Annotated in this window: 12 protein-coding genes, 1 tRNA gene and 1 riboswitch; of the genes, 5 read left to right on the plus strand and 8 right to left on the minus strand. The window is 61.5% G+C overall.

All coding sequences use genetic code 11. The features are described 5' to 3' along the window. Positions 1-2 precede the first annotated feature (2 nt). Together gcvH and gcvT are read right to left on the minus strand one after the other, a co-directional pair. The gene (gcvH, locus tag PAE61_RS13870; protein ID WP_271112966.1) at positions 3-362 is read right to left on the minus strand and encodes a glycine cleavage system protein GcvH; all 360 of its coding nucleotides are present in this window, start codon (positions 360-362) and stop codon (positions 3-5) included. 11 nt (positions 363-373) lie between these two features. Then, complete coding sequence (gene gcvT, locus PAE61_RS13875) at positions 374-1,495, minus strand: glycine cleavage system aminomethyltransferase GcvT (RefSeq protein ID WP_271112967.1); 1,122 nt, start codon at positions 1,493-1,495, stop codon at positions 374-376. 117 nt (positions 1,496-1,612) lie between these two features. Then, a riboswitch (glycine riboswitch) is annotated at positions 1,613-1,701 on the minus strand. Between the two features lie 65 nt (positions 1,702-1,766). Here gcvT and PAE61_RS13880 point away from each other — a divergent pair. The 3 genes from PAE61_RS13880 (at position 1,767) to rlmH (ending at position 4,258) form a co-directional block, all read left to right on the plus strand. Then, positions 1,767-3,143: a mechanosensitive ion channel family protein gene (locus PAE61_RS13880; RefSeq protein ID WP_434803079.1), complete on the plus strand. Its 1,377-nt coding sequence runs from the start codon at positions 1,767-1,769 to the stop codon at positions 3,141-3,143. A 112-nt stretch (positions 3,144-3,255) separates the two neighbouring features. Further along, positions 3,256-3,639, plus strand: coding sequence for a ribosome silencing factor (gene rsfS / locus PAE61_RS13885; protein WP_271112968.1), 384 nt, complete (start codon positions 3,256-3,258; stop codon positions 3,637-3,639). A gap of 151 nt (positions 3,640-3,790) precedes the next feature. After that, positions 3,791-4,258 (plus strand): 23S rRNA (pseudouridine(1915)-N(3))-methyltransferase RlmH, encoded by a 468-nt coding sequence (gene rlmH / locus PAE61_RS13890; RefSeq protein WP_271112969.1) that lies wholly within the window; start codon positions 3,791-3,793, stop codon positions 4,256-4,258. Here rlmH and PAE61_RS13895 read toward each other — a convergent pair. From PAE61_RS13895 to PAE61_RS13920, 6 genes are all read right to left on the minus strand, one after another. Beyond that, positions 4,246-4,575: an MliC family protein gene (locus tag PAE61_RS13895; RefSeq protein ID WP_271112970.1), complete on the minus strand. Its 330-nt coding sequence runs from the start codon at positions 4,573-4,575 to the stop codon at positions 4,246-4,248. The two genes, rlmH and PAE61_RS13895, sit on opposite strands and share 13 nt — an antisense overlap. A gap of 99 nt (positions 4,576-4,674) precedes the next feature. Beyond that, entirely contained in the window at positions 4,675-9,219 is a 4,545-nt protein-coding gene (gltB, locus tag PAE61_RS13900; protein ID WP_271112971.1) for a glutamate synthase large subunit, read from the minus strand. Between the two features lie 125 nt (positions 9,220-9,344). Continuing rightward, entirely contained in the window at positions 9,345-10,037 is a 693-nt protein-coding gene (locus PAE61_RS13905; protein ID WP_271112972.1) for a hypothetical protein, read from the minus strand. A gap of 113 nt (positions 10,038-10,150) precedes the next feature. Further along, positions 10,151-11,632, minus strand: a complete 1,482-nt coding sequence (locus PAE61_RS13910) for an NAD(P)-dependent oxidoreductase (RefSeq protein ID WP_271112973.1) — start codon at positions 11,630-11,632, stop codon at positions 10,151-10,153. Positions 11,633-11,774: 142 nt separating this feature from the next. Further along, entirely contained in the window at positions 11,775-12,575 is an 801-nt protein-coding gene (locus PAE61_RS13915; protein WP_271112974.1) for an undecaprenyl-diphosphate phosphatase, read from the minus strand. Positions 12,576-12,601: 26 nt separating this feature from the next. Then, positions 12,602-13,588: a complex I NDUFA9 subunit family protein gene (locus PAE61_RS13920; RefSeq protein ID WP_271112975.1), complete on the minus strand. Its 987-nt coding sequence runs from the start codon at positions 13,586-13,588 to the stop codon at positions 12,602-12,604. Positions 13,589-13,748: 160 nt separating this feature from the next. On the opposite strand from PAE61_RS13920, the gene PAE61_RS13925 reads away from it, so the two are divergent. After that, positions 13,749-13,833, plus strand: a tRNA-Leu gene (locus PAE61_RS13925). After that, entirely contained in the window at positions 13,833-14,000 is a 168-nt protein-coding gene (locus PAE61_RS13930; protein ID WP_271112976.1) for a hypothetical protein, read from the plus strand. Before PAE61_RS13925 ends, PAE61_RS13930 begins: the two co-directional genes overlap by 1 nt. The last annotated feature ends 2 nt before the right edge of the window (positions 14,001-14,002 follow it).

Consider the following 14,002-nt stretch of genomic DNA (forward strand, 5'->3'; position numbering starts at 1 on the left):
CATCAGCCGATCAGTTCTTTGTAAGCCGCTTCATCCATGAATCCGTCAATGGCCTCGCCTGCGGCGGGCTTGATGCGGAAGAACCATGCGGCCATCGGGTCGTCGTTCACACTGCCCGGATTATCCGCCAGATCCTCGTTCACCGCCACGATTTCACCGGCAATCGGCGCGGTGATATCGGATGCCGCCTTCACGGATTCGATCACGACGATTTCTTCGCCCTTCTCGACCTCGCGGCCGATTTCGGGCAGTTCGACGAAGACGACATCGCCCAGTTGTTCACTGGCATGTGCCGTGATGCCGACGGTGATTTCCTCACCGTCCTGCTTCAGCCATTCGTGATCTTCGGTATATTTCAGCATAGGGACGCTCCTCAGCGTTTGTAATCTGGTTTGATGAAGGGCAGATCGGCAATAATCGCAGGCACACGCTTGCCGCGCAACTCGGCATAAACCGTATCGCCAGAAGACAGACCTGCAGGCAGGATCGCCATCGCAACGGGCCCGCCGACCGAGGGGCCAAACCCGCCAGAGCAGACCTGACCGATTTCGGCCCCGTCCTCGGCGGCATCATAGATCGAGACCCCCTCGCGGATCGGCGCACGACCTTCGGGGCGCAGCCCGGTGCGGATCTTCGCGGCACCTTCTGCCAGCTCGGGCAGGATGACATCCGCGCCGGGGAAGCCGCCCTCACGCTCGCCGCCCTGCCGCCGGATCTTCGGGATCGACCAGCCAAGCGCCGCAGCACCCGGCGTCACGCCTGCATCCATATCGTGACCGTAAAGCGGCATCCCCGCCTCCAGCCGCAGCGAATCCCGCGCACCAAGGCCGATCGGGGCAACCGCCTCATCCGCCAGCAGCGCTTTGGCGAAATCTTCGGCCCGGGCCGCAGGCACGGAAACCTCATACCCGTCCTCGCCGGTATAGCCCGACCGCGAGACCCAGATTTCCGCGCCGTCCCAGTCGAGGACAGCCACATCCATGAATTTCATCCCGGCAACATCCGGGATCAGCGCCGACAGCACGCGCACGGCCTCGGGCCCCTGCAACGCCAGCAAGGCGCGGTCGGTCACGGGCTCGGCACTGATACCGTCCAGCGTTTGCAGCAGGGCCATATCCTGATCGGCACAGGCAGCGTTCACGACCAGAAACAGATGATCCCCGCGATTCGCGATCATCAGATCATCCAGAATACCGCCCTGATCATTGGTAAAGATGCCATAGCGCTGCCGCCCCTCGGCCAGCCCGACAATATTCGCGGGCACGGCTTTTTCCAGCACATGCGCCACATCCACCGCCTTGCCCGAGGGCGTGCGCAGGATCACCTGACCCATATGGCTGACATCGAACAGCCCGGCCTTTTCCCGCGTATGCAGATGTTCGCCCATTACGCCCATCTTATACTGGACGGGCATCTCCCATCCCGCGAACGGCACCATTCTGGCGCCCAGAGATTCATGCAGATCATGCAGCGGCGTGCGCTTCAGTTCAGCCAAAGGTATCCTCCTTGCGCATCTGTGGCGCGGTTGGTCACCCCCTCTGTCCCTGCCCGATACAGGGCGCCTGAGATCGTTATCCTTCGGCGGGTCCGGGTGGACCGCTCTTCAGAGTTTATGGCGGAATCGGTCCCTTTGCCTGAGAGATTACCGGGGCGGTTGCTCCTTCGGCCCTGACTTGCGCCAGCGTCTCCCGAGTTCCTTCGCGCACGCCTAGCGGCGGGCCGGGATTCTGGCAAGCGAAAATTACATCCCGCCGGTTCAGGAATACTTGCAGCCGCGCATCGCCGTCTGTCTAATCGGCGCTATGGAGAACCTCACACCGCCAGACGCCATCCTCGACGCCGCCGGAGGTTTCTGGCAGCAGCTCGACCTGATCGTGCGCACCATGTTCCTGCCGCAGCGTCTCTATCAGATCGGCGCGGTGCTGGTGATGATGCTGCTTGCGCATTTCCTCTCGCGGGCCTTGTCGCCGGTGCTGAGAAACTGGCTGCGCACCCGTGAAGGCTGGCCGAAATGGCGGCTGCGCTTCGGCCTGATGATCGACAGGAGGCTGCGGCTGATCCTGTTCTCGGCGATGATCTGGGCGGTGGTTCTGGTCATGCAGGAAATCACTTGGCCCTCGTCAAGCTATGTGCTCCGGCTGGCGGCGACGATTGCCTCGGCAGTGCTGGCCATTGCCTTCATTTCACGGCTGATCGGCAACCCGCTGATCCGGCGCATCGCGAAATGGGCGGCGTGGATCTGGGCCGTCCTGTATCTGCTGGGGCTGACCCCGGCCGCAGGGAATTTGCTGGACAGCCTGGCGATCAGCCTCGGCTCATTCCGGCTGTCGGCGCTGACGCTGATTCAGGCGCTGGCGGTGATGACGGCGCTGCTGGCGGGCGCGAGGCTGCTGACCAGCATGCTGACCCGGCGCCTGTCGGATACGGCGGATCTGTCTCCGACGATGCGGGTGCTGACCGCCAAGATCCTGCAAATCTCGCTGTTTACGCTGGCCATCGTCATCGGGCTGAAAGCCATCGGCGTCGATCTGACCGGGCTTGCGGTGTTTTCCGGCGCAGTCGGCGTCGGGCTTGGTTTCGGCCTGCAGAAAGTCGTGTCGAACCTCGTTTCCGGCGTCATCATCCTGCTGGACAAATCTGTCAAGCCCGGAGACGTCATCAGCCTCGGAGACACGTTCGGCTGGATAGACGCGCTTGGCGCACGCTATGTCAGCGTGGTGACACGGGACGGCAAGGAGTTCCTGATCCCGAACGAGGATCTTGTCACCAGCCAGGTTGTGAACTGGTCGCATACGAATAATTTCGTCCGGCTGGACGTGCATTTCGGCACCGCCTATCACGACGATCCGCACAAGGTCAGCAAGGTCGCGATCAACGCCGCCATGTCGGTCAAACGCGTACTGGCGCAGCGCACGCCGGTCTGCTGGATCACCGGATTCGGTGACAGTTCAGTCGATTACGTCCTGCGCTTCTGGATCTCGGACGCGCAGGGAGGGCTGACCAATGTGCGCGGACAGGTCTTTCTCGCGCTGTGGGATGCGTTCAAGGAAAACGATATCTCGATCCCCTTCCCGCAGCGCGAGATCCGGATGCTCGACGCCGAGAACGGCACAGAGCCGCCGAAATTCATCGCAGGCGATTGAGAATATGCTGGCGGATGTTATATTGATCCTGTCCCGGCGCCGGGGAGATCAGGCGCGATGACCGGAGGATGTACCCCTGTCCACTCACGTCCAATCGGCAGACCAGCCGAATGTGACCGCCGCGCCGCATGATCTGAGCAGCGACGAGATCCTGCAGCGCATCCTGACTTCGCTGGATGATGACAAGGCCGAAGATGTCGTGACAATCGACCTTCGCGGCCGGTCGGCTATGGCCGATCACATGGTCATCGCCTCGGGCCGCAACGCCCGGCAGGTCGCGACAATCGCCGAAAAGCTTGCTCAGCGCATCAAGGATGCCACGGGCCGCTCTGTCCGGATCGAGGGCAAGGATGCCGGCGACTGGGTTCTGATCGACACGGATGATGTCGTCGTCCATGTGTTCCGCCCGGAAGTGCGCGAGTTCTATCAGCTGGAAAAGATGTGGATGCCCACGGACCAGTTGAAATCCCTGCGGGCGGAAGTCGCCGCCCACTGATCCCCTCGGGGCTACGCCTCGGCTGCCTTGAGGGCCGGGGCATCGCCATAGCAGCGGGACATCTTTGCCCGGTGAGCACCGCCGGGCAACCTTGCCGTCACCCCTTCAGTGACCCTTCGCAACGAAGCTGCCGGTCACGCCCGATATCTCCATGCGCATCACCCTCCTTGCCGTTGGCCGCCTGCGGAAATCGCCCGAGCTGTCCCTGATCGACGATTATCTCGACCGCTTCGCCAAGACCGGGCGCAGCCTCGGCCTGCCGCCCGTTCAGGTGATCGAGGTCGAGGATAAACGCGGCGGAGGCATGTCCGCCGAGGCCCCGCTGATCGACCGCGCCATTCCCGCCGCCGCCTTCGTCATCATGATGGATGAACGCGGAGAGCAACCGACCTCCCCCGATTTCGCCCGCAAGATCGCCACCCTGCGCGATCAGTCCCGCGATATCTGTTTCGTCATCGGCGGCGCGGACGGTCTGGACCCCGCGCTGAGATCCCGCGCCGACTGGCAGATCAGCTTCGGACGGATGGTCTGGCCGCATATGCTGGTGCGGGTGATGCTGGCGGAACAGCTTTACCGCGCCGCCTCGATCCTTGCCGGATCGCCCTATCACCGGGCCTGAGCAGCGTCGCGGCAATCGCGGTACAGCGGAATATTCTCGTCCCCCAGCAGGGTCAGCATCGCCTCGGGTCCCTTGGTCCAGAACTCCAGCCTGCCATCCTCTGACAGGTAACGTGCGCCGGACCCCGAGACCGCGATGCTCAGCGGCACCAGCCTGCCCGCATCATAGATCACCGCGTGGCTTTCCTCTTCCGAATTGACGAAGACAGTCTGCAATTCCCGGTCATCCGCGCAGTCATAGGTAACAGCCAGAGTTTCGGCCATTCCCGACCCAGCCACAGCCAGCGAAAACGCGGATATCAGAGCGGCGCGGAACATGGGGGCCTCCTTTGCTGGTCATGATATTCTAAACCAGTCCCCGGACACAGAAAACCCGCCCCTTGCGACAGGGGCGGGCATGGTTTCCATATAGGCGGCTTACTCGGCCGGAACCGCTGCCAGATCGCCCGTTTCGGCGATGGGATGTTCCAGATTGGACAGCATCTCTTTCGGGCAGACCTGAAGGAAATTCCCCTTCTCGGCCTCCCAGCTATCCAGAATTTCCTGCGCCTTGACCGAGTTGGTTTCCTTCGCGTGACGCTCGACCAGACCTTTCAGCTGATCTTCCCAATGCGCCACGGTCACCGGACATGTCACCAGCGTTTCCATGTTCATATAGGTCTGCGCAACCCCGTCCGGGTCGTACAGATAGGCCATGCCCCCGGTCATGCCCGCGCCGAAATTCGCCCCGATCCGGCCAAGGATCACGGCAACACCTCCGGTCATGTATTCGCAGCCATTGGTGCCGCAGCCCTCGATCACCACCGAAGCCCCTGAATTGCGGACCGCGAAACGTTCCCCGGCACGGCCCGCCGCGAACAGATAGCCCTTCGTCGCGCCATACAGAACCGTATTGCCGATGATGACGTTATCTGCGGCAACCAGCGGCGAGGCCATTGGCGGGCGCACGACAATCGTTCCGCCCGACAGACCCTTGCCGACATAGTCATTCGCGTCGCCCGACACCTCGATCTTCAGACCCGGCGCGGCAAAAGCGCCAAGCGACTGCCCGGCACTGCCGCTGAGCCGGACCGTCAGGTGATCGTCCTGCAGATCGTTGCGCATCCCGAAAGTCTGCACGATCATGCTGGAGGTGCGCGTGCCGATGGTCCTCAGCGTGTTGCGCACCGCGTAATGCAACTGCATCTTCTCACCGGCGCTGAAGAACCGTTCCGCGTCGCGGATGATCTCGGCATCCAGCGTATCCATCACCGCATTGCGCGGCTTCGAGCGGTCATAAACGATCTTGTCCGCGCCATCGACGGTGATCAGCAGCGGGTTCAGGTCCAGATCGTCCAGATTGGCGGCCCCACGGCTGACCTGAGTCAGCAGATCCGCCCGTCCGATCACCTCATCAAGGCTGCGCGCGCCGATTTCCGCCAGAACCTCCCGCACCTCGGTCGCATAGAAGGTGATCAGGTTCACCACCTTATCCGCCGAGCCATTAAAGATCGCCCGCAGCTTTTCATCCTGCGTACAGACGCCCACCGGGCAGGTATTCGACTGGCACTGACGCACCATGATGCAGCCCATCGCGATCAGCGCGGCAGTGCCGATCCCGTATTCCTCGGCCCCCATCATCGCGGCCATGACGATATCACGTCCCGTCCGCAGCCCGCCATCGGTGCGCAGCGTGACGCGTTCGCGCAGATTATTCATCGCCAGAACCTGATGCGCCTCGGTCAGACCCATCTCCCAGGGCAGACCGGCAAACTTGATCGAGGTCGCGGGCGACGCCCCGGTGCCGCCATTATGTCCCGAGATCAGGATGATATCCGCCTTCGCCTTGGCGACCCCTGCGGCAATCGTACCGACGCCGCTGGATGCCACCAGCTTCACGGTGATCTTGGCCCGCGGGTTGATCTGTTTCAGGTCATAGATCAGCTGCGCCAGATCCTCGATACTGTAAATATCGTGATGCGGCGGCGGGCTGATCAGCGTCACACCCGGCGTCGAGTGTCGCAGCCGCGCGATCAGCTTGGTCACCTTCATGCCGGGCAACTGCCCGCCCTCACCGGGCTTGGCACCCTGAGCGACCTTGATTTCCAGTTCCTCACAGGCGTTCAGATACTCTGCCGTCACCCCGAACCGGCCCGAGGCCACCTGCTTGACCTTCGCACAGGGATTATCCCCGTTCGGCAGAGGATGGCTATGCGCCGGATCCTCTCCGCCCTCGCCGGAATCCGACTTCGCACCGATCCGGTTCATCGCGATGTTCAGCGTCATATGCGCCTCTGGCGACAGCGCACCAAGGCTCATCCCCGGCGTCACGAAGCGCTTGCGGATCGAGGTGATGCTCTCCACCTCTTCAAGCGGTACGGGCTTGCCCAAAGGCTTGATATCCAGCAGATCGCGGATATGGATCGGCGGATTGGCCCGCATCGTCTTCGAGTACTGCTTCCACACATCATAGCTGGCCTTCTCGCAAGCCAGTTGCAGAAGCCGCATCGTATTGGCTTCCCATGCATGTTTCTCGCCCGAGCGGCGCAGCTTGTAGAACCCGCCCACCGGCAGCAATTGCGCATCGCCGTCGAAACCACGCGCATGAACCTCTTCCAGCTTCTGCTGGATGCCATGCAGACCGATCCCCGAAATCCGGCTGTGCATGCCGGGGAAATACTCATTCACCAATGAGCGGGACAGGCCGACAGCCTCGAAATTCAGCCCGCCGCGATAGGAGGACAGAACCGAAATCCCCATCTTCGCCATGATCTTCAGCAGGCCCGCATCCACCGCATCGCGATAGCGGCGCATATTCTCGATCAGCGTGCCTTCCAGCAGACCGCGCTCGATCCGGTCGGCCACGCTGTCCTGCGCAAGATAGGGGTTCACCGTCGTCGCACCGCAACCGATCAGCACGGCGAAATAATGCGGATCGACACATTCCGCACTGCGCAGATTCAGCGAACAGAAGGTCCGCAGCCCTTTCCGCGTCAGCCAGCTATGCACCGCGCTTGTCGCCAGGATCATCGGCATCCCCACACGATCCGGCCCGACCTGCTCATCGGTCAGAACCAGATGGCCCGCGCCAGAGCGCACGGCATCCTCGGCCTCGGCCCGGATCCGCGCCAGTGCCTCGCCAAGCGCCTCCGGTCCGGCGCCTTTCGGGAAGGTGCAGTCGATCTGCGTGACTGCATCCCCGAACATCTTCATCATCTCGGCAAATTCACCATTCGCGACGAAGGGCGTTTCCAGCAGCAGGATTTCCGTCTGGCTGCTGCTTTCATCCAGCACGTTCTTGAGGTTCCCGAACCGTGTCTTGAGGCTCATCACCCGCGTTTCACGCAAGCTGTCGATGGGCGGATTGGTCACCTGGCTGAAGTTCTGCCGGAAGAAATGGCTCAAAGGGCGGTATTGCTTGGACAGAACCGCAGGCGGCGTATCATCGCCCATCGAGGCCAGGGTTTCCTTGCCGTCGTCGGCCATCGGGGACAGGATATTTTCCAGCTCCTCGATCGTATAGCCGGCGGCAGTCTGACGGCGGCGCAATTCCTCGCCCCGGAAGGTCAGTTCCTCGGGCAGATCGCGCATTTCCTCGGAAAGCTGCGCCACTTTCTCGATCCACTCGCCAAATGGCTGCGACGCCGCCAGCCGGTCCTTGATCTCGGAATCGTGGTAAAGCCTGCCCTCTTCCATATCGACGCAGATCATCTGACCCGGACCGAGCGCACCTTTTTCCACCGCTGCGGCTTCATCCACCGGCACCATGCCCACCTCGGACCCGGCGATCAGCAGATTATCCCCGGTCACAACATATCGCATCGGCCGCAACCCGTTCCGGTCAAGCCCGCCGCAGACCCAGCGACCATCCGTCATGGCCAGTGCCGCAGGCCCGTCCCACGGCTCCATCACGGCGTTGCAATAGGCGTACATATCGGCCCACGCCTTCGGCATGTCGGTCACGGCCTTGGACCAGCTTTCCGGCACCAGCATGGTCTTGGTCATCGGCGCCGAGCGGCCCGAGCGCACCATCACCTCGAACACCGCATCAAGCGCCGCACTGTCCGACGAGCCGCCCGGCACGATCGGCTTGATATCCTCGGCCATATCGCCAAACGCGGAAGAAGCCATGCGGATTTCATGGCTGCGCAGCCAGTTGAGATTGCCCTTCAGCGTATTGATCTCACCGTTATGGGCCAGCATGCGGAAAGGCTGAGCCAGCCACCATTGCGGGAACGTGTTGGTCGAATAACGCTGGTGATAGATGGCAAAGGCGGATTCGAACCGCTCATCCTTCAGATCGGGATAGAACTCGGCCACCTGCTCGGCCAGCATCATACCTTTATAGATCACGCTGCGGCAGGACAGCGAACAGAAATATAGCTGGGTGATCTGCGCCGCTGCCGCCGCCTTCTCGATCCGGCGGCGGATGATATATAGTTCGCGCTCGAACTCGACCGAGCTGAGTCCTTTTTCATTGCGGATCAGGATCTGCTCGATCTCGGGGCGGGTGGCATTCGCCTTGTCGCCCAGAACCGAGACATCCACCGGCACATGCCGCCAGCCATAGATATAATGACCCATGCGGATCACTTCGCTTTCAACGATGGTCCGGCAGCGTTCCTGCGCCCCGAAATCCGTGCGCGGCAGGAAGACCTGACCGACGGCGATCAGCTTGTCCTGATCCGGCTCATGCCCGGTGCGGCGGATCTGGTCATAAAAGAACGGCACCGGGATCTGCACATGGATGCCCGCCCCGTCGCCGGTCTTGCCATCGGCATCCACCGCCCCGCGATGCCAGATCGCCTTCAGCGCGTCGATGCCGCTTTGCACGACCTGACGCGAGGGTTTGCCATCAATGCTGACCACCAGCCCGACACCGCAGGATGAATGCTCATCATCCGCCCGGTAAAGGCTGTTTTCGGCCATCCAGCTACGGCGGGCTTCTTCATTGGCTTGCCAGTTTTGCGAGAATTCAGTCATTGGACGACCTCCTGATCAGAGATTCGGGGCCTCGGACCGGCTGGCCCTTGGCAGTGTTTCGTTAAAACCCAGACCGGCTTTGCGGCAGCGGATGCCGTTTTCCGGGTCGGTCAGACAGGCTCGGTTCACCGCAGCGCCGCCGGGTAAATCAGCGATTTTTCGCCAGAGCGCACCATCTGCATCTGGCAATCGAAAAGCGGTTCCGTCGATCCGAACCCGGCTTCGCCCTCAAAGGCAAAAGAGGCCGGGCTGTCGTCTTCCTCACGGGTTTCGCCGGTCCAGTCGGACCAGATCTCGACGCCGCCATAGAAACGGCCATGATCGCGGTTGATGAATTGCTGACCCTTCGATTCGATCAGCAACTGACCATCGGCCGAGAACATGCGCAGCTCATATTCGGTCAGTTCGAGTTCGACACCGTCTATCGTGACCCTCTCGCCGGTCAGCCGGTCTTCTCCGACATTGCGCAGCCGCTCACCTGTGCTGGATTCGGTCCAGAAATCGAAATCGTCGCGCCCGGTCGCCAGCAGGGTCGAGAAAGACGCGTGATCCTGCGCATCCGGCACAAGATAATCCGACAGCCCGGTGATCAGATTGGTCGATTCCAGCCAGCGGGTTTCGGCGTCGATCTTGGAGTAGTGAACCGGGCCTTCAGGATCGAAATAAACGACATGCTGATCGCCCGGATTATCCTGCGCACAGACATAATGCTGCGAGACCCGGCAGCCCCGGTTCTGAACCGTCATTTCCAACTGACAGCCATCCGGCGGAACGAACTGCGCCGCCTCCGCCGGGGATAAGGTCAGCAATGCTGCCACAAATAAAAATCCTGCGAACAGGGCCTGTCCGCCGCTATCCCCCGCGCGACGTACCACCTGTGTACAGGCGGTGTACGCGCTGTGTACGCCATGAGCGGGCCGCACCACAGCCATCACTCCGCCGCGACGCTGAGACCCGCGCCCAGAAACTCGGCGATGCTGTCAGCAGCCTCGCGCCCGTCCCGGATCGCCCACACCACCAGAGACGCCCCGCGCACGATATCGCCAACCGCGAACACCCCGTCGAGACTGGTCTGATGGCTGCGGAAATCGGCCTTGATCGTGCCCCAGCGGGTCACTTCCAGCCCGTCCACACCCCAGAGACGCGGCAATTCCTCGGGCTCGAAGCCAAGCGCCTTGATGACCATCTCGGCGGGTTCGTCGTAATCCGCGCCCTCGATCAGTTCCGGGCTTTGACGGCCCGAAACATCGGGCTTGCCAAGCCGCATTTTCTGGACCCTGACGGCAGAGATATGGGGCTGTTCGTCATTGATCGGCGTCTCCTGCCCGGTCTCGCCCTCAACCGCACCGACAAAGCTACCCGGAGCGGAAAGCCAAACGAATTCAACGCCTTCTTCCTCGGCGTTCTGCACCTCGCGCTGCGAGCCCGGCATATTCGCCCGGTCGCGGCGATACAGGCATTTCACCGATTCCGCGCCCTGCCGGATCGCCGTGCGCACGCAATCCATCGCGGTATCGCCACCGCCGATGACCAGCACGCGCTTGCCTTTCGCGTCAAGCTCTCCATCCTCGTAATCTGGGATCTCGTCGCCCAGATCGATGCGGTTCGACGCGGTCAGATAATCCAGCGCCCGGATCACACCCTTGGCCGCCGCATTGTCGATATCCAGATCCCGGGTCTTGTAGACGCCCGTCGCGATCAGCACCGCATCATGCTTGCCACGGATCGCATCGAAGCTGAGATCCTCGCCGACATTGACGTTCAGCACGAATTCGACTCCGCCATCCTCAAGCTGACGATTGCGGCGCTCGACGATCTCTTTCTCCAGCTTGAAGCCGGGAATCCCATAGATCATCAGCCCGCCCGCGCGGTCATGCCGGTCGTAAACCGTGACCTGAAACCCCATCCGGCGCAACCGGTCCGCCGCAGCCAGACCGCCCGGCCCGGCCCCGATAATCCCCACCGATTCCCCGCGCTCCTGCACCGGGCGGATCGGCTCGACCCAGCCTTCCTCGAACGCGGTATCGGTGATGTATTTCTCAATCGCGCCAATGGTCACAGTGCCGTGGCCCGATTGCTCGATGACACAATTCCCCTCGCAAAGCCGGTCCTGAGGACAGATCCGCCCGCAGATCTCGGGGAAGGTATTGGTCTCCTGACTGCGCAGATAGGCTTCCTGCGTCCGTCCCTCCGCGGTCAGGCGGAGCCAGTCGGGGATATTGTTGTGCAGGGGGCAATGGCTCTGGCAATAGGGCACGCCGCACTGACTGCACCGGCTCGCCTGCTCCTTCGCCTTGGCATCCGCAAATTCGCGATAGATCTCGTGAAAATCATCACTCCGCTCTCCGGCAGAACGCTTTTCAGGCATCTCGCGCCCGATATTCACGAATTTCAGCATTTTCTGCGTGGCCATGTCGCTGCGCCCCCTTTTTACGCCCTCCGCACTATACTTACGCAAAAGCAATTAAAAGGCAGCAAGACTGACCTATATATGGATTTATATCCCCTCCGACATATTTCCATATCAAACGCTGATATAATTAGGTCAATAATTATTACCAACCAGCCGCCAAAGCCAGCAAAACAACGCTGCCAACAATGATTCTCCACCAGCCGAAAAGCGCATATCCGTGGCGCGAGACATACCCAAGCAGCCACCGGACCACGATAATGGCCGAGATGAACGCGCAGACGAAGCCGATCACGATATTGCCGATTGCCTGCCCGTCCAGAATATCGCGATTCTGCATCAGGTCATAGACAAAGGCACCGGCCATTGTCGGCATGGACAGAAAGAAGGAAAACTCTGCTGCTGCGCGTTTCCCGACCCCCATCAGCATCGCGCCGACAATCGTCGCACCGGAACGGGAAACGCCCGGGATCATGGCAAGACACTGGATCACCCCGATCCTGAAGGCCATGCCAAGCCGGATATCCTGAACCTCGTTGATTTTCGGGGCAGGAGGGTTGCGGTCGACAATCAGCAGGATAATCCCGCCGATAATCAGCATCACGGCGATCAGCGCGGGTGTTTCGAACAGGATCGTCTTGATGATCTCATGCGCCAGCACACCGATCAGCGCCGCAGGCAGGAACGCAAGCAGGACGGCCAGGATGAAGCGGCGCGATTCGGGGTCATGCGGCGCCGAGGAAAACAGCTCCCACAGGCGCTTGGCGTAGACACCCAGGATCGCCATGATCGCCCCGAGCTGTATCAGCACCTCGAAAGCGCGGCCCGGGCTTTCGAAGCCAAGAAAATACCCGGCCAGCAAGACATGTCCGGTGGATGAAACCGGAATGAACTCGGTCAGCCCTTCAAGCAACCCGAGAAGAGCCGCAACAATTGTGTTGTCCATATTATATCAGTCGTTCCGAGGAAAAATCAGTCGGCGCGGAGATTCTTTGCGGAAGCGGTCATGGCGGCATATTGGCCGCCGCGGCGGAAGCGCCACAAATAGTCCCCGATCACGGCCTCTGCGGCCAGAGGGTCAATGCCGAACGCCTCGAACCCGGTCGAGCCTTCGCCGACGATATTATCATAGCGAAGCATTCGGACCTGATCCCGGGTCAGCACCCGATTGGTAAACAACCCGCCCGTCAGCATCGAGGCGAAGTCGAATACAGCTCCGGCAATTCCGGCCAGCCAGAACGGCAGATCGACGACCGCCCGGCGGCGATAGATCGCGTTGAGGGTCTGCGCAACGACCTCACGCATGGTCATGACATCGGGACCGCCCAGTTCATAAATACCGGGACCGACCTCGCCCAGAACCGCCTTTTCGGCAGCGGCTGCGACATCATCGACATAGACCGGCTGTACTTTCGTATCGCCACCGGCCATCGCCATAACCGGCCCCCATCCGGCCAGCTTCGCAAAGCGCTCATAAATGCCGCCCTCGGGACCGAAGATCAGCGAAGGCCGCAGGATCACCGCAGCGGGGAAAGCCTCCAGAACGGCCTGCTCTCCCTCGGCTTTGGTGGTCAGATATTCGCTTTCAGACGAGCCATCCGCACCGAGCGCCGAGACATGGATAAGCCGGGCGATCTTCTGCTCCGCGGCGAGACGGGCAATGCGCCCGGCCCCTCCATGATGAACGGCGTCGAATCGGTTCCTGCCCTCGCCGACCAGAATGCCGACGCAGTTCACCACGGCTTCGGCATCCGCCATCGCAGCCAGAACGGACACATCGTCCCTGATATTGCAGGGCACCGGCTCAACCTGTCCGACAGCACCATAGGTCCGCACAAACAGCGCCTCGCTCGGGCGGCGCACCGCAACCCGGACGCGCCAGCCATCCTTGGCCATGCGGCGGGCAATCTGACGCCCGACAAAGCCAGAGCCACCGTAAATCGTGACGATCTTAGACATTGAACTGCCCCCTTCAAGCGGCTTTGCCTGCTGATAACCCGCGAAGCCGGGCCGGGCAAGCGCCGCGCCCGGCGGCAGGCAGCAGACCGCCTGAAAGTTTTTATGAAATTGGCGTTGACACCCCCGGTCCGGAAAGCTAATCACCCGCCTCACGACACCTGCCCAGGTGGCGGAATTGGTAGACGCGCACGGTTCAGGTCCGTGTGCCGCAAGGCGTGGAAGTTCGAGTCTTCTCCTGGGCACCATGATCGAAGGCGACATGCCGCAAAGAACCCAGCCTATGGCTGGGTTCTTTGCGTTTCAGGGCTCCGGCAAGCGGGATCCGGTGCCGCACATGAAAGCTTCGCAACTCTGTCGCGCCGATGTCATGTGGATGACGTATCCGCTGGCCGGAGAGAGACAAGCAGATTGAGC

The sequence above is a fragment of the Paracoccus aerodenitrificans genome, assembly GCF_027913215.1.
GTDB lineage: Bacteria > Pseudomonadota > Alphaproteobacteria > Rhodobacterales > Rhodobacteraceae > Paracoccus > Paracoccus aerodenitrificans.

Bases quoted from the DNA above. Each gene is read 5' to 3' on its own strand.
- PAE61_RS13895 (WP_271112970.1), bottom strand. From the start codon at position 4,575: ATGTTCCGCGCCGCTCTGATATCCGCGTTTTCGCTGGCTGTGGCTGGG.
- PAE61_RS13915 (WP_271112974.1), bottom strand. From the start codon at position 12,575: ATGGACAACACAATTGTTGCGGCTCTTCTCGGGTTGCTTGAAGGGCTG.
- PAE61_RS13930 (WP_271112976.1), top strand. From the start codon at position 13,833: ATGATCGAAGGCGACATGCCGCAAAGAACCCAGCCTATGGCTGGGTTC.
- rlmH (WP_271112969.1), top strand. From the start codon at position 3,791: ATGCGCATCACCCTCCTTGCCGTTGGCCGCCTGCGGAAATCGCCCGAG.
- gltB (WP_271112971.1), bottom strand. From the start codon at position 9,219: ATGACTGAATTCTCGCAAAACTGGCAAGCCAATGAAGAAGCCCGCCGT.
- gcvH (WP_271112966.1), bottom strand. From the start codon at position 362: ATGCTGAAATATACCGAAGATCACGAATGGCTGAAGCAGGACGGTGAG.
- PAE61_RS13920 (WP_271112975.1), bottom strand. From the start codon at position 13,588: ATGTCTAAGATCGTCACGATTTACGGTGGCTCTGGCTTTGTCGGGCGT.
- PAE61_RS13910 (WP_271112973.1), bottom strand. From the start codon at position 11,632: ATGGCCACGCAGAAAATGCTGAAATTCGTGAATATCGGGCGCGAGATG.